Source organism: Rummeliibacillus pycnus (assembly GCF_002884495.1).
Taxonomy (GTDB): domain Bacteria; phylum Bacillota; class Bacilli; order Bacillales_A; family Planococcaceae; genus Rummeliibacillus; species Rummeliibacillus pycnus.
Genome location: NZ_KZ614145.1, coordinates 2,254,510 through 2,269,930, shown reverse-complemented (window position 1 = coordinate 2,269,930; position 15,421 = coordinate 2,254,510). Strand labels below are relative to the sequence as shown.

The following is a 15,421-nucleotide window of genomic DNA, read 5'->3' as shown; positions in this document are numbered from 1 at the left end:
AGTGATTTTTCTATGCATTCTTTTTTTATGAGGAAACGCTTAAATTTGATTTTTCAGCCTGAAGAGAAAACATAATCGAGATTGTTTAGGTAATAAAATAAGCGGTATCAATTTCCATAACTTTTTGAAATTTGACCTACAATTGAAAATCAGACAAACTATAAAGTGAACATATTCACTGTTTAACATTGATAGAAATATATTATAAAATGAATAGATTAGGTAGGAGAGTGAATTTATTAATGACAACAGCAATTGTAACAGATAGTACAGCCTATTTGTCCCAAGCTGAGCAACAACAGTATCCTATTCACGTAGTACCGCTTAGTGTCATTTTTGATCAAGAGACATTTGCTGAAGGTGTCGATTTAGACGTTACTACTTTTTATCATAAAGTTCGAGAAGCAAAGGAACTTCCAAAGACCTCTCAGCCACCGATTGGCGAGTTTGTCACTTTATTTGAAAAGCTAGCAAAAGACTATGATGAAATTGTAACGATCCATTTGTCCAGTGGTATTAGTGGTACATATCAGGGTGCAGTCCAAGCTGGCGAAATGGTCGATGGTATTGAGGTATACGGCTATGACAGTGAAATTGCCTGTGCTGTTCAAGGTTTTTATGTAGTAGAAGCAGGGAAAATGGCTCAAAATGGTGCTTCAGCAAAAGAAATTATCGCCAAACTAGATGAGATGAAAAAAACAATGCGTGCATACTTTATGGTAGATGATTTATCTCATTTACAACGAGGTGGACGACTTTCTGCTGCATCTGCATTAATCGGTGGTTTACTTCAAGTTAAACCAATTCTACATTTCCAAGAAAAAGTCATCGTTCCATTTGAAAAAATCCGCACACGTAAACGCGCCTTAAAACGAGTAGAAGATTTATTAGGTGAAGATGTAGCAGCACATCCTAATATCGAAGCAGTAGTCATCCACGGAAACTGTGAAGCAGAAGGAAAAGAATGGCTAGCCACATTAAGCCAAAAATACCCATCCGTAAACTTTAAACTAAGCTATTTCGGCCCAGTCATCGGTACCCACTTAGGCGAAGGATCTCTAGGACTTGGATGGTATAGAAAATAACCGAATATGAAAAAAATCTCACCAAATTACTTGGTGGGATTTTTTGGGGCCATTATTCGAGGTAATCCAAAATACAGCCGTAGCCGTGAGAGTAATTAAGTTGTTTCACTGATCTAGAAGACGTAAATATTCTGAGTACGCAAATACAATTTCTAAAGTCGCATGTACATCTCTCAAAATCGTGAGTAAATAGCCAGAGAACGCGAGTAAACAGAAACAGAACGCGAGAAAAAGAGTCTTCCTCATTCGCTCCAGAATGTAGATCCATACAACCGGGAATGCAGCCGCGAATAATAAGAGAAAAAGAGATTTCTTCACTGAATTTGAAGACGTAAATTACTGAGAACGCAAATACAATTTCCAAAGTCGCAAGTAAATCTCTCAAATTCGTGAGTAAATTGCCAGAGAACGCGAGTAAACAGAAACAGAACGCGAGAAAAAGAGTCTTCCTTGTTTGCGCTAGAATGTAGATCCATACAACCGAAAATACAGCCGCGAATAATAAGAGTAATAGAGTTATTTCACAAATTTAAAAGACGTAAATTGATGAGTACGCAAATACAATTTCTAAAGTCGCATGTACATCTCTCAAATTCTTAAACAAATCCCCCGAATCTTCTGTTAACAAAAACTATCTTGCAACAACTACATAAAATTTGTAAAATAAATACAATCCAACCCCAGAATTGGAGGAAGCTTTTGCGTTTTAAACTGAATAAAACAAATCAACCCCATCAATTTTCTTTCCCACAACATCTGATCAACTTTCAACTTCGAGACTTTCTGACAGGACGCCTTTGGTTACGAGACCATGTTCCTTTCCCGAAAGGAACAATCAACAAACATATTCAACTGGGATCTATCCAAACGATTCCAGGTGTACAAGTAATAAGCTCAACGAATAAGTTATTTTCAATTAATAAATACATCTGTAATCGTTGTCTAAATCAAAACCCTACATTTTTTGCTTCATTTCACTGTGCGAAGTGCAATAAAAATTGTGTATATTGCCGACATTGTATCAATATGGGGAGAGTTAGTAGCTGTTCAGATTTAATACTCTGGTCAGGATCACAGCGGGAATCCTATACTAAAAACAATCGATCTCGTATCTTTCAATGGTCAGGCACATTTACGCCACAACAAAAGAAGGCTTCCGAAAAATTAATTGAAAGCGTGAAATTGAATCGATTCCATTTGATCCATGCAGTATGTGGGGCAGGGAAGACAGAGATTCTTTTTCATGCCATTGCGGAATGTCTAAACCAAAATAAACGAATTTGTATTGCAACGCCAAGAACGGATGTTGTCCTTGAACTTGCGCCAAGAATTCAAAAAGTATTTCCGTATACTTTTGTACAAGCATTATATGGTGGAGCAACAGTAGAAAAACGTTATTCGCCACTAATTATTGCAACGACACATCAGCTCTATCGATTTAAAGAGGCATTTGATGTTGTGATAGTCGATGAAGCAGATGCATTTCCTTATACGTTTGATGAGACATTGCAACAAGCAGTTCAGAAAGCGAAGAAATCACAAGCACCCATATTATTTGTAACTGCAACACCATCTGATCAACTCATTGAAACGATAAAAAAATTAAAAGGTGGTTATTCTTTTATTCCTAGAAGATATCATGGTCATCCACTTCCTGTGCCACGTTATGAGTCGCTATTTAATTATCAAAAACAAATGACAAAAGGAAGGATTCCCGGAAAATTAATAGATTGGATTAATACCCGACTTACGAAGGAAGAACCCTTTCTCGTATTTTTCCCAACCATTGAACTTATGGAAAAAGCAATTCCTTTGTTTCAAAATTTGCATCCACAAATTGAAGCGGTCCATGCAGAAGATCCCAATCGTAAAGAGAAGGTACTTGCACTTCGTCAAAAAAAGGTTCCAGGTCTATTAACAACAACCATTCTTGAACGGGGAATCACCATTCCAAACGTACAAGTTGCAATAGTTGGAGCGGAAAGTGAGATTTTCACAGCAAGCGCACTGATTCAAATAGGTGGTCGTGTAGGTCGATCAGCTGATCGCCCAACAGGAGATTTAGTATTCTTCCACCACGGCATCACACTTGAAATGGATGAAGCAAGGAATACAATCCTAAAGCTAAATGATATGGAGGTGCTGACATCAGTAACTCCAACCAATTAACGTATTGTTATCTATGCTGCAGGCCTTTACAAATTCGAATTACTTGGAACAAGCTCCTCACCAAAACAGTTGAACCCGTTACTTGTGAAAAATGCATGCTGAAATTTGAAGCTTTAACTCTAGAGCAACAAAAATATAAAGATATTACAGCTTTATATCATTACAATGAACCAATGAAAGATTTTTTGCATCGCTATAAATTTTTGAAGGATGTTGTACTAGCTGAAGTATTTCGTGAGCAAATTCATCAATACTTAAAGGAACAACAAGCCATTATTGTACCCATTCCAATGCATCCCGAAAAACTAAAGGAAAGAACATTTGCACATATCGACGAACTACTCAATGCAGCCAATATTCCCTATACTCATTTACTAGAGAAAAAATCATCGATTACTCAATCGAGTAAATCGAAAATAGAGAGGGAACAATCAGAGCAACTTTTTAAATTAAAGGCAAATGCTAAAGTAGAAGCAACTCACTATCTACTAATAGACGATATTGTCACAACTGGGACTACGCTGAAACATGCAAAATCATTATTACTAGAAGCAGGGGCAAAAAAGGTATCTTCGTTTACTCTCATCCAAGGATGAAACGTATAATGACAAATTCCTAAACTTTTACTTATTAAGTATCCAAAGTCCTATGTTTTTGTTATGATGTAATCAGAAAATAAGCTTACTATTAAGATAATCTATAAAATCTCATATAGTTACGTCGACAATATAAATAAATAGAGATGGAGGTACAATAAATGGGGGAGTTACGAAATTGTCCGAAGTGTGAAAGTTTCTTTAACTATACTGGTGTTCGAGAGATTTGTCCTAAATGTGCACTAGATGAAGAAAAATTATATGAAGAAGTTTACCGCTTCTTACGTAGAAGGGAAAACCGTGCAGCAACAGTAGATCGAATTGTTGAAGCAACGGGAGTAGAAAAAGAGCTATTATATAAATGGGTTAAAAAAAATAGATTACAACCCGCTTTATTCCCTAATTTAGGATACCCATGTGATAACTGCGGTCATTTAACGACTAAAGGGAAACTATGCGAAAGTTGTACGAAAGAATTGAAATCGAATCTTAATAAGTTTGAAGCAGCTCAGGAATTCAGAGAGAATATTGCCAAAAATGACAAAGCTACTTATTTAGCAGACCGTAAAAGAAAATAAAGACCTAAGTCTCCATACATATGATTTGTATGGAGATTTATTTTTGAAAGGAAAATAGCCCTATATAGCTATTTAATCACTAGTATGTCTTTCGCGTTTCTTCTATTTTACTTAACATCATCTAAACTTATCCGAAATAATGTGTAGACAACGAAACGAACGAAAGGAGGTCGTTGAGATGAAAATCTATAACTACGGTGTAAATAAGGTAAACCCGTATCAAAACCAATCGTTAAAGACGGAGCAAGTTAAGAAAAGTACACTGAATGTAACAGATCAATTAGAAATTTCTTCAGCTGCTAAAGACCTTCAAGGAATTAAAAGTTATGCAGATGAAAGAGCTGAGCGTGTTCAGCAACTAAAGGAACAGATTCAAACTGGCAATTACCAAGTAGACGCTCAAAAACTTGCAACAGATATTTTTAACTATTACCGTCGATGAGAAAAAGGAGTATAAGACATGTCGATTGATCCACTACTATCTATCATGGATAAACTCGAAAAAATGCATAAGAGTCTGCTCAAGCTTTCTTATCATAAAACAGAGCTGATTAAGGTTGGAGACATGGATGGACTCGATCAAATGCTCAAAGATGAGCAGGCCCATATAGCTGCGATTTCACAGCTCGAGCAACAACGCCAGAAAATGGTAACGGATTACCTAGGAGCTAAGGGGATTGCTCCATCTGGTCTAGCTACAGTTGCCGATGTAATGGAAGCAGCTGATGAACTGCAAGAAAAAGAAAAATTAGAAGAAGTACGAAAAAGACTAATGCTTGTCATAGATCGACTAAAAAATCAAAACGACTTAAACCAAAAAATGATTTTCCAATCACTACAATTCGTCAATATGACATTGGATTTACTACGCCCACAACCTGATCAAATTAACTACTCAAAAACACAATCACGTGGCAATCGTATGCAGCAAACACATTTTGACTCACAAGCATAAAAGCACCTCTCATCAAAGGTGCTTTTTTTCTGAATAAATTAGATTGATGATAATTGCAGATTACGTCTTCAAAATTACCAATTACATCCGATTAAAAATATAGATAAAACATGATACACAGACAACTGCTTATTGCAGCTTTACATAGGAGGTAAAAGAATGAGCTCCACATTTATGGGACTGGAAACAAGTAAGCGAGGTCTTAACACTCAGCAATCTGCTCTTTATACTACAGGTCATAATATCTCAAATGCGAACACACTTGGTTATTCAAGACAACGAGTCAATATGGAACCAACAATGGGTTTCCCAGGTGTTGGGATGAACGCACCTAAAATACCAGGTTTTTTAGGTACGGGTGTTCAAGCTGGTTCTGTACAACGAATTCGTGACCAATTTATTGATAACCAATATCGTCAAGAAACAACAAAATTAGGTTATTGGTCTTCTAAGGCGGACTCCATATCTCAAATGGAAGATATATTATCAGAGCCGTCTGAATATGGACTAAACGCTGCATATAATAGTTTTTATTCATCATTACAAGATTTAAGCACGAATCCCGGAAATGCATCAGCTCGAGCAGTAGTTGTACAACGTGGTAAACAACTTGCAGATTCGTTCAACTATATCAACAAACAACTAACACAAATTCAATCAAACCTAAAGAATGAAATAAATGTAGAAACAAATAACGTTAACTCTATCTTAAAACAAATCGCAAGTTTAAATGAACAAATCGGGAATATTGAACCAAACGGCTATTTACCAAACGATCTATACGATGCTCGTGATCAACTGGTTGATCAACTTTCTGAATACTTCAATGTAGCAGTTGATTACACAAAATCCGGTGGTAATTCATTAGCTATTGCAGAAGGTTCTATGAATGTTTATATCAAATTAAATGATGGAACAAAAGTTCAAGTCATTAACAAAAACCAAGCTGCAACTATTACAGCGAATGGGTATAACAAAACTACAGATGCCTCAGGTAATGTGAGTTATGCAAATGGTGCCTTTAACGCTTCAGAAGATTTTTCACCATTCACATATTTTGGTGTGAATTTTGGAGGCACAAGTACTAATATTTCTCATGAACAATTAGACATGGGTTCAGGAAAAATGATTTCTTTAGTTCATGCATATGGATATGCAGATGATTCAATAGCAACAAAGAGTACAACAACAACAACTGGAGCAGACGGAAAACCAGTTACTACAACTACTTATACTTGGCCAAATGTAGCACCAGGTACAGGGACACCAGCGGCTGATGGTCTTTATATAGATAAGCTTGAACAATTGGATAAGTTAGCTCAACAATTTGCAGAGACATTTAATGCTATTCATACACAAGGATTTACATTGGCAAATGGAGCTACAGCTTCAGCTGCAGGTCTTAACTTCTTTGTCGACAATAATGGTGATGGTACAGCTGGAAGCAACAGTATCTCTGCTGCAAATATTAAAGTTAATGATAAAATTGTAAATGATCTTAACCTAATAGCTGCATCTTCACGTCAAGGTGAAGAAGGTAATGGGGATATGGCAATTTTACTTTCAAATATCAAATCTTTATCACTTGATGGCACTACGAAAAACTTGGAATTAGCAGATGGGAGTAAGATTACAGCTAAAGTTGGGAATTTAGATGGTGCGAGCGCTCAAACATACTACCAAGGGCTTATAGGTCAGTTAGGAACTGATGGTCAACAAGCGAATAAAATGGTATCAAATTCTACTACTATTCAATTATCCATATCAAATAATCGTGCTTCAGTAAGTTCCGTTTCATTAGATGAAGAGATGACAGATATGATTAAATTTCAAAAGGCATACAATGCATCTGCTCGTATGATTACTGTAGTTGATGAAACGTTGGATAAAATTATTAATGGTATGGGAAAAGTAGGACTATAGGAGGTTTTCTAATATGCGTGTAACACAATCAATGCTTTCGAATAATCTATTAAATAATCTTTCAAATAGTTACAAAAAATTAAGCACATATCAAAATCAATTGGACACAGGTTCTAAAATTAATCGACCATCAGATGATCCAGTTGTTGCAACAAAGGGTATGGGTTACCGCACTACTTTAGGTAAAATAAATCAATTCACAGCAAATGCAAATGAAGCAACAAACTGGTTAGACACGACAGATGATGCACTTGGACAAGTAGGAGATGCATTAAATCGCGTGAAGGAATTAGTTACTCAAGCATCAACGGATTCATTAACTTCGGAAGATCGAAATAAAATTTCATCTGAAATAAAACAAATACGTCTACAAATTCAGGATTTAGGGAATACCCAAATTGGGGATAAATATTTATTTAATGGCACAAAGACTTCACAACCATTATTTGATTCTAATGGAAATCTTACAACTAACACTAGTAATGCAAGTGTTAATATAGAAATTTTTGATGGTGTGACAATCGACGTAAATTCTGCAAGTGCACAATTATTTCAAAACATTGATACCGCGATGAGTAACTTAAGTGATGCATTAGATAATCCAGCTACAACCTCGGATCAAATCGGAGCATTTTTAACAACGACTTCAAGTTTGCAAGATGATGTGTTATCTTCTCGAGCTGATGTAGGTGCTCGACAAAATAGACTTGATATGATGTCGAATAGATTATCTGCACAGGAAATTATATCAACCAATCAGTTGTCAAAAAATGAAGATGTTGAATATGAAAAAGTAATTACGCAGTATATGACACAACAATCACTTCATAATGCAGCACTTTCAGTAGGATCTTCAATTATTCAATCTACTTTAGTTGACTTTATGAAATAGAATTCGAAATTATTTTAAAGAAACTCTCGTAGAAATACGGGAGTTTTTTAGAAGGGGAGTGATTCTTTTGAATATACCTCGTTTAGAAATTCACACCACTAGAGCACAAATTGATTTGAAAATAACAGAAGCGAAGGTGGATATTGAACAACCCAAAGCAGTTCAAGATATCGAACAGCCAAAAGGTGTTTTGGAAATTCGCACTACTCGTGGCCATTTAGAGGTAGATTCGACTCAAGCTCGAGAAGATCTTGGACTATATTCTGCCCCACGTGCAATAAAGATTAACGCAGAACAAGCACTTCAAGCAGTTAAAGAGGGGATGTCACGTACGGTTCAAGAGGGCAATCAGATGATGGATTTAAAACACAAAGGAAATGTTATTTCTCAAATTGCTAAACAAAGGTATGGACCTAAAAAAGTTGAATCTGAGATAAAATTTATACCTTCAGTAGATTCAGTTAAAATAGAAAATACACCTGGAACTTTATCCATTAACTATACACCTAGTAAAGTTAAAATTAATGTACAAACAAATAAGCCTGTGATTACATATACACCATGGGATGTTGAAACATTCTTAGTACAAAAACCATCTATTACAATTGATGTTGTCAAATAGAAAGGATTAAAAGATGAAGATTAATACAAAATTTTTAGGTTCTGTAGAGATTCAAGAGGATGAAATAATTTTCTTTGAGCAAGGGATTCCAGGTTTTCCAAATCAACAAAAATACGTGCTATTAAGCTTAGGAAAAGATCTGCCATTTTTAGTACTTCAATCTGTAACAGAATCATCGCTAGGATTTATTGTCGCAGATCCATTTATTATTAATCCAGCATATAGCTTTGAATTGACTGATACAGAAAAAAGTGAACTGAACATTTTCAAAACTGATGATGTTTTGACCTACGTCATTGTATCGGTTAAGGAACCTTTTGAAGAGTCAACGATGAATTTACTTGCACCTATTGTTATTAATATTAATTCAAGAAAGGCTAAACAAATTGTCCTTCAGGATAACGAAAAGTATCCTCTGCATTATCCAATACAGCACATGAAGGGGAGTGTTGTTTAATGCTAGTATTAGCTAGAAAAAAAGGTGAGTCGATTATGATTGGCGATGACATTGAGGTAAAGATTGTAGGGGTGGAGGGTGATCTAATACGTTTAGGGATTACTGCACCAAAATCTATCAAAGTTTATCGTTCAGAGGTTTTTGAATCTATACAATTGGAAAATAAACAAGCCTTAAATGTTTCAGCTAGCTTTATGGAAAAAATAAAAAAAAATAATAAAAACTATTAAACATTATAAAATAGATACGATAAAAGTATTGTAAGGCATAAAGCCAAGCAACCACAAGGACGTGGAAAAACAAATTCAAGGAGGAATCTCATAATGAGAATTCAACACAATATCGCAGCATTAAACACAAACAATGCATTACGTATCAACAACGAAAACGCTTCTAAAAACTTAGAAAAACTTTCTTCAGGTTATTCTATTAACCGCGCTGGTGATAACGCTGCAGGACTTGCAATCTCTGAAAAAATGCGTGGTCAAATCCGCGGTTTAAACCAAGCTGCTACAAACGCACAAGATGGTATCTCTTTAATCCAAACTGCTGAAGGTGCACTTAACGAAACTTCTGATATTCTTCAACGTATGCGTGAATTATCAGTACAAGCAGCAAATGATACAAACGTAACTCAAGACCGTCAAGCTATTCAATCAGAAGTAAATGCATTAACTTTTGAAATTAACCGTATTGCTTCAACTACACAGTTCAACAAACAAAACTTATTAACAGGTTCATTTGCTTCTAAAAACCTTCAAATTGGTGCAAATGATGGTCAAAAAATTACTGTTACAATTAAAACAATGAACGCTGCTGCAATTAGTGTTAATGCTTTAAAAGTAACAAACTACGCTGCTGCAAGTAATGCAATCGGTCAAATTGATAAAGCAATCAAAGCTGTTTCTACTCAACGTGCTAACCTTGGTGCTATCCAAAACCGTTTAGAACACACAGTTAACAACTTGAACACAACTTCAGAAAACTTAACAAATGCTGAATCACGTATCCGCGATACTGATATGGCAAAAGAAATGACAGCTTTCACTAAAAATAACATCTTGCTACAAGCTTCTCAATCTATGCTTGCTCAAGCAAACCAACAACCTCAAGGTGTACTTTCATTACTTAAATAATCTGATACTTTTCTATAAAGGATACTTGTTTAAACAACAAGTATCCTTTATTTTTTTATACTTTAGTCGATAAACTATAGGAGGTGATATTATGAATATAGAAATACTACCTACTAAGACAGAGTATAAGACAATGAAGATTGATGGATATTTTATACATAGTAGTTACAATCCAATAAGAGAGGCAGAGAAATTTGCAAAATCTAATTATGTTGCAGGGAAGACACACATATTATATGGATATGGATTAGGATATTTTGCGCTAGAATTATTAAAACACTTTCAACATAAAGAAAAGCTAATTATTATTGAACCATTTTTAGCTATTGAAGAAAAAAGATCAGATATATTATATATAGATAAGAATGATATAGAGAATGTCCAACTTTTGTTGGCCAAATATATTGATATTACAGAACCTGCTGTCTTACTTAAATCACCAAATTACGACAAAATTGATCAAGATAAATATTTAGATATCGCTAAATTTGTTAAAAATCAAGTTATTTCAAACAAAGTAGCGAGAAATACAATAAATCATTTTGCAAATCAATGGTTTGAAAACATTGTCCATAATTTATATTTTGCAACAAAAGATTATTCAATCAAAGAATTAAAGGATAAATACGATTGCCCAATCGTAATAGCGTCTGGTGGACCTTCATTGACTAAACAATTAAAGTACATTAAGCAATATAGAGATAAGATGCTGTTAATAGCTGCAGGTTCAACGATAAATTCGTTACTGGCAGCTAATATAGTGCCAGATTTAGTTGTTAGCATTGATGGTGGACAGCCTAATTTAAATCATTTCAAAGACTTATATACTGATGAAATAATGTTTATGTATGGGTTAACGTCTAAATACGAAATTCGGGAGCACTTTAAAGCACCTTCGTTTTTCTTTGGGAGTGAAGGGGAAGGTGTGAATTCTGAGTTAGCACAGGTAATTAAAGACCCTCTTGTCATTGTGAGTGGAGGAAGTAGTGTTGCAGTTTTTTGTCTAACAATTGCTTCCTATATTACTACTGGGAAAATTGCTTTGATAGGTCAAGACTTAGCTTATACCAACAATCAATCGCATGCATCCAATAATAAGGGCGCAAAAATATTAAGCAAAGAAGAAATAGAAAAAAGGAAAATAGAAATTGAAGGGTATTATGGCGAAAAGGTATATAGTGATGCACCATTTATTACTATGAAAAACGATTTTGAATTAACAATGTCTATTCTATTAAAAGATAGAGAAGTTTTTAATTGTACTGAAGGTGGAGCGAAAATAGAAGGGATGCATCAGTTATCTTTTAAAGAATTTTGTGAAACAAATTGTTGTCATAAAGTTCCTTTAATTGATTTGCCATTTAAAAAAAATACGCAGTCAATAGCCTATTTAGATTATTGGGAAAATCAACTACCACTGTTTGATCAAACAATAAAATTACTAGAGGATAGTTTATTGGTATTAAAGAGAGATCAATATAAACAATTTTTTGAAAGTAAGACAATAAAGCAACTTGATAAAAACGAGGAATTAATAGAAGAAAATATTTCAAATTTAAATTTATCTAGAATTATGGAAAAAGCAAATTTAGCAGTATTGACAGAATTCCCAGCAGCTGCAGATGAAACCAAGGAACAAGAATTTAAACGTGTATATAATCAAAATGAATTTTTATACACTGAATTTATAGATACGCTAAAAGTTTCTAAAGACATTATTCAAAAATTTCTAAAACAATACCAAACAAAGGATGGAATTTTAAATGGAAAAGATAGTATTTGAAACACAACAATCCTATTATGAATACATTCAAAACGTAGTTAAAGGTTGTCAAAATATTAGTGATCATTTAAGAGAGGATAATACTTCAGAAGCCTTGCAAGAGATCTATCAGTTCACAGAAGGAATTGATTGGCTAGTTAAAGTAGAGGAATTAATGCTTCACCATAATTTTACTATTCAATCACATGTGAGAGAAGCAGTACCTTTTTTGATTGAGATTAACGAAAGTTTAGACAAACAAGATTTTGTGTACGTTGCGGATTTATTTGAATATGAATTACAGCCAATCTTCGAAAAGTGTCAAAATGAAAAATTCAAAAGAATAGAAGCATAATGATGAACACAAAAAGTAAATTACATTTTTTTTATTCAAAAAATGGTGTTTTAAATATAGAGGTAAACGGTCTTTGTTATTATAGTAAATATAATCCAGATAAAGATGTAGAAAAGTTTTTATTATCTCAGTTAGTTAATGATAAAAAGAGATATATTTTGTTTGGACTTGGATTGGGTTATCATGCCCAAAAACTTTTAGAATTAGATACTAAAGAAATAATTGTATTCGAAAATAATCTTTCTCTAATAAACGAAGTAAAGAAAAAAATAGATTTAAAAAATTTATTTAATCATCCAAGATTAAAACTTATAACTGATTGGCAGCGTTTAACCTTATCTGATGATGAAGATCAAATTATTATTTTACCAACATGGTACAAAACTCTAGAAGATAAGCATTTTAAAGAAGTATTTCAATCAATTATTATCAACAGAAATACTTTAAAGTCACGAGACTTATTAAATGATAATTTCACTATGAATATAAAAAATTATCTCTATAATATGATGCCGTTAAAAAATATATTGCAAGGAAAAAAAGCAATACTGGTTGCTGCAGGTCCCAGCCTAGATGATGAGATTGACTTTTTGAAAAGAGCAAAGGGAAAGTACTTTATACTAGCTGTTGGAGCAGCATATAAAACGTTACAAAGTAATGCTATAGAACCTGATGCATTAATTATTATAGATCCTAATCCAAGTGTTTACGATCAAATTGAAAATACAGAATTAAAAATACCATTATTTTTTGCATCAACGGTATATCCAAAGGTTGTTTTACATGATACACCATTAAAAGTAATGTTATTTCAAAAAGGAGTACAGTTAGCTGAGGACTTTGCAAAAAAAAATGACATAAACCTACTTGAAACAGGCGGTTCTGTAGCAAACATGGGATTTAGTTTATTACTTTTTATGGGGTGTAAAAGTTTAATATTTGTAGGACAGGACTTAGCGTATATTGATGGGAAAAATCATTCAAATCAATCATCTTCGAATGTCGAATTTAAGAATAATATAAGTTCCATATTTAAAACTATTTCAAATGAAGGAAAAGAAGTTGAAACATCTGGATCGTGGAATTATTATCGAAGCTTTTTTGAAAAAGAGATTCCAAAATATGATGATGTAGAGTTTATTAATACTTCATTAAAAGGTGCAAGTATTAAAGGAGCTCGATATATGAATTCAAAAAAAATACTTTTTGAAGTAGATGAAGTAACCGAATATCTTAATTTACTTATAAAACAATTTAAACTATAGAATAAGAAAATAAATCCGATACAAATAATAATTAATAAAGTAATAGAGGAGGAATTTTAATGACTTCAACTGTTTCTTCGAACAATACTTCTTCAACAAAGTATTCTTATTTACAAACTGCTAATGGACGTTATACGGGTTTAGCTTCTGGGATTGATACAGAATCGATTGTAGAAAAATTAATGAAAGCTGAAAGTGCTTCAAAAGAAAAGTTGCAGCAACAATATCAAACCTATGGCTGGAAGAGAGACAGCTATAGAGATTTCTATAGTAAATTATCAAGCTTAAGAGATGAGTTATTTAATAATTATGCCTTAACTTCTAGTTGGTCTACAAAAAAGGCTACTAGTTCCGATTCTTCAGTAAGTGTTTCTGCAACTTCTAGTGCATCAGGTAGTTTAACACTTTCAAACATTTCTGTTGCAACAAATAAAAGTAATTCTAATCCTATTGATCCTGCTTATACTGGTATAACTGGAAGTTCGAAATTATCTGATATTGGTATTAATGAAGCAAATGGATATTTTACACTAAATGTACTCCAAAATGATGGTTCAATGAAGGCTACTACCTTAAAGTATAGTTCATCTGATACTATTGATTCGTTTGTAAAAAATATTAATAGTTCTGGAGCAGGGGTAACAGCGCTTTTTTCTGGTAATTCATTATCATTAACTACTAATGCTACTGGAGAAAATAAGTTAGATGGTTTTGGTACAGAAATCATCAATACACCCCCTGATAAAATACCAGCAGGTTCTGTTGAAAATACGGGTATTTTTTCTAGCTTTGGCTTTTCAGGAACCGGTTTAGTTCAAAATGGAACAAATGCGAGTGTGGATGTTAATGGTATTACAATGAAGCCAACCTCAAATACATTTACACTAAACGGTTATAACTTAACTTTAAATAATAATAATAATTCATCAAATGTAACAATATCATCTTCTGCAGATGTAGATGCGGTTGTAAATAAGGTAAAATCTTTCGTTAACAGTTATAATGATTTAATTAGTTCAATGAGAACAGCTACAACTGAAAAGAAAAATTTAAATTATCCACCATTAACAGATGCACAGAAAGCAGAAATGTCAGAATCAGAAATAACTGCTTGGGAGACAAAAGCAAAAGCAGGTATTTTAAAAAGTGATACTTATTTAGAAGGGGTAACAAATAGTTTAAGAAGTACAATGTCTTCTAAATTGGGTAGTCAAGGAACTTATAACTACCTTTTCCAAATAGGTGTAACCACAACTAAAACCTATAAAGATGGTGGTAAATTACAGATTGATGAAACAAAGCTCCGAAAGGCTATTGAAGCGGATCCAGATTCTGTTGTGAGTATGTTTACAGGTACAGACGGATTAGTGTCTAAAGTTAGAGATGAGCTAAAATCAGGGATGGACTCGATTGAAAAAGTAGCAGGAAAAAAAGATTCCGTTGAAAATACTTATTCTTTAGGTACACAAATGATTAGTTTGAAATCAAAAATTGATGATTGGACAGACAGATTAAAAAGTATTGAAAATCGTTATTGGAATCAATTTACTGCAATGGAAACGGCTATTTCAAAAGCAAATTCAGTACAATCTATGTTTGCGTAATATTAAAAAAGAGGAGTATCCA

At 33.6% G+C, this 15,421-nt stretch carries 16 protein-coding genes; all 16 read left to right on the top strand.

Annotation, left to right across the window (positions count from 1 at the left end):
* Positions 1–242 precede the first annotated feature (242 nt).
* The 16 genes from CEF14_RS11200 (at position 243) to fliD (ending at position 15,399) form a co-directional block, all read left to right on the top strand.
* Positions 243–1,085, top strand: a complete 843-nt coding sequence (locus CEF14_RS11200) for a DegV family protein (protein WP_102692939.1) — start codon at positions 243–245, stop codon at positions 1,083–1,085.
* Positions 1,086–1,841: 756 nt separating this feature from the next.
* Positions 1,842–3,254 carry a DEAD/DEAH box helicase gene (locus CEF14_RS11195; RefSeq protein WP_102694383.1) on the top strand — a complete coding sequence of 471 codons (1,413 nt, stop codon included), beginning with the start codon at positions 1,842–1,844 and terminating at the stop codon, positions 3,252–3,254.
* A 95-nt stretch (positions 3,255–3,349) separates the two neighbouring features.
* A complete protein-coding gene (locus tag CEF14_RS11190; protein WP_245890148.1) occupies positions 3,350–3,850 on the top strand; it encodes a ComF family protein in 501 nt (166 codons plus the stop codon).
* Between the two features lie 161 nt (positions 3,851–4,011).
* Complete coding sequence (locus tag CEF14_RS11185) at positions 4,012–4,428, top strand: TIGR03826 family flagellar region protein (protein ID WP_102692937.1); 417 nt, start codon at positions 4,012–4,014, stop codon at positions 4,426–4,428.
* Between the two features lie 178 nt (positions 4,429–4,606).
* On the top strand, positions 4,607–4,870 hold the full coding sequence (gene flgM, locus CEF14_RS11180; protein WP_102692936.1) for a flagellar biosynthesis anti-sigma factor FlgM: 264 nt from the start codon (positions 4,607–4,609) through the stop codon (positions 4,868–4,870).
* An 18-nt stretch (positions 4,871–4,888) separates the two neighbouring features.
* A complete protein-coding gene (locus tag CEF14_RS11175) occupies positions 4,889–5,383 on the top strand; it encodes a flagellar protein FlgN (RefSeq protein WP_102692935.1) in 495 nt (164 codons plus the stop codon).
* 159 nt (positions 5,384–5,542) lie between these two features.
* Entirely contained in the window at positions 5,543–7,306 is a 1,764-nt protein-coding gene (gene flgK / locus CEF14_RS11170) for a flagellar hook-associated protein FlgK (protein WP_102692934.1), read from the top strand.
* 13 nt (positions 7,307–7,319) lie between these two features.
* Positions 7,320–8,198, top strand: coding sequence for a flagellar hook-associated protein FlgL (flgL, locus tag CEF14_RS11165; RefSeq protein WP_102692933.1), 879 nt, complete (start codon positions 7,320–7,322; stop codon positions 8,196–8,198).
* Between the two features lie 67 nt (positions 8,199–8,265).
* The gene (locus CEF14_RS11160; RefSeq protein WP_102692932.1) at positions 8,266–8,820 is read left to right on the top strand and encodes a DUF6470 family protein; all 555 of its coding nucleotides are present in this window, start codon (positions 8,266–8,268) and stop codon (positions 8,818–8,820) included.
* 13 nt (positions 8,821–8,833) lie between these two features.
* The gene (fliW, locus tag CEF14_RS11155; RefSeq protein ID WP_102692931.1) at positions 8,834–9,277 is read left to right on the top strand and encodes a flagellar assembly protein FliW; all 444 of its coding nucleotides are present in this window, start codon (positions 8,834–8,836) and stop codon (positions 9,275–9,277) included.
* Positions 9,277–9,507, top strand: a complete 231-nt coding sequence (gene csrA, locus CEF14_RS11150) for a carbon storage regulator CsrA (protein WP_102692930.1) — start codon at positions 9,277–9,279, stop codon at positions 9,505–9,507. The genes fliW and csrA overlap by 1 nt, the downstream gene beginning before the upstream one ends.
* Before the next feature lie 93 nt (positions 9,508–9,600).
* Positions 9,601–10,413 (top strand): flagellin N-terminal helical domain-containing protein, encoded by an 813-nt coding sequence (locus CEF14_RS11145; protein ID WP_102692929.1) that lies wholly within the window; start codon positions 9,601–9,603, stop codon positions 10,411–10,413.
* Positions 10,414–10,504: 91 nt separating this feature from the next.
* Positions 10,505–12,196 carry a motility associated factor glycosyltransferase family protein gene (locus CEF14_RS11140; RefSeq protein WP_102692928.1) on the top strand — a complete coding sequence of 564 codons (1,692 nt, stop codon included), beginning with the start codon at positions 10,505–10,507 and terminating at the stop codon, positions 12,194–12,196.
* The gene (locus CEF14_RS11135; protein WP_102692927.1) at positions 12,177–12,530 is read left to right on the top strand and encodes a hypothetical protein; all 354 of its coding nucleotides are present in this window, start codon (positions 12,177–12,179) and stop codon (positions 12,528–12,530) included. The genes CEF14_RS11140 and CEF14_RS11135 overlap by 20 nt, the downstream gene beginning before the upstream one ends.
* Before the next feature lie 2 nt (positions 12,531–12,532).
* Positions 12,533–13,795 (top strand): motility associated factor glycosyltransferase family protein, encoded by a 1,263-nt coding sequence (locus CEF14_RS11130; protein WP_170061499.1) that lies wholly within the window; start codon positions 12,533–12,535, stop codon positions 13,793–13,795.
* 59 nt (positions 13,796–13,854) lie between these two features.
* A complete protein-coding gene (fliD, locus tag CEF14_RS11125; protein WP_102692925.1) occupies positions 13,855–15,399 on the top strand; it encodes a flagellar filament capping protein FliD in 1,545 nt (514 codons plus the stop codon).
* The last annotated feature ends 22 nt before the right edge of the window (positions 15,400–15,421 follow it).

What these genes read in the sequence shown, in the direction of transcription:
- CEF14_RS11130 (WP_170061499.1), top strand. Translation starts at nt 12,533, where the DNA reads ATGAACACAAAAAGTAAATTACATTTTTTTTATTCAAAAAATGGTGTT.
- CEF14_RS11190 (WP_245890148.1), top strand. Translation starts at nt 3,350, where the DNA reads ATGCTGAAATTTGAAGCTTTAACTCTAGAGCAACAAAAATATAAAGAT.
- flgK (WP_102692934.1), top strand. Translation starts at nt 5,543, where the DNA reads ATGAGCTCCACATTTATGGGACTGGAAACAAGTAAGCGAGGTCTTAAC.
- flgL (WP_102692933.1), top strand. Translation starts at nt 7,320, where the DNA reads ATGCGTGTAACACAATCAATGCTTTCGAATAATCTATTAAATAATCTT.
- CEF14_RS11175 (WP_102692935.1), top strand. Translation starts at nt 4,889, where the DNA reads ATGTCGATTGATCCACTACTATCTATCATGGATAAACTCGAAAAAATG.
- CEF14_RS11135 (WP_102692927.1), top strand. Translation starts at nt 12,177, where the DNA reads ATGGAAAAGATAGTATTTGAAACACAACAATCCTATTATGAATACATT.
- fliW (WP_102692931.1), top strand. Translation starts at nt 8,834, where the DNA reads ATGAAGATTAATACAAAATTTTTAGGTTCTGTAGAGATTCAAGAGGAT.
- CEF14_RS11200 (WP_102692939.1), top strand. Translation starts at nt 243, where the DNA reads ATGACAACAGCAATTGTAACAGATAGTACAGCCTATTTGTCCCAAGCT.
- fliD (WP_102692925.1), top strand. Translation starts at nt 13,855, where the DNA reads ATGACTTCAACTGTTTCTTCGAACAATACTTCTTCAACAAAGTATTCT.
- csrA (WP_102692930.1), top strand. Translation starts at nt 9,277, where the DNA reads ATGCTAGTATTAGCTAGAAAAAAAGGTGAGTCGATTATGATTGGCGAT.
- CEF14_RS11185 (WP_102692937.1), top strand. Translation starts at nt 4,012, where the DNA reads ATGGGGGAGTTACGAAATTGTCCGAAGTGTGAAAGTTTCTTTAACTAT.
- flgM (WP_102692936.1), top strand. Translation starts at nt 4,607, where the DNA reads ATGAAAATCTATAACTACGGTGTAAATAAGGTAAACCCGTATCAAAAC.
- CEF14_RS11145 (WP_102692929.1), top strand. Translation starts at nt 9,601, where the DNA reads ATGAGAATTCAACACAATATCGCAGCATTAAACACAAACAATGCATTA.
- CEF14_RS11140 (WP_102692928.1), top strand. Translation starts at nt 10,505, where the DNA reads ATGAATATAGAAATACTACCTACTAAGACAGAGTATAAGACAATGAAG.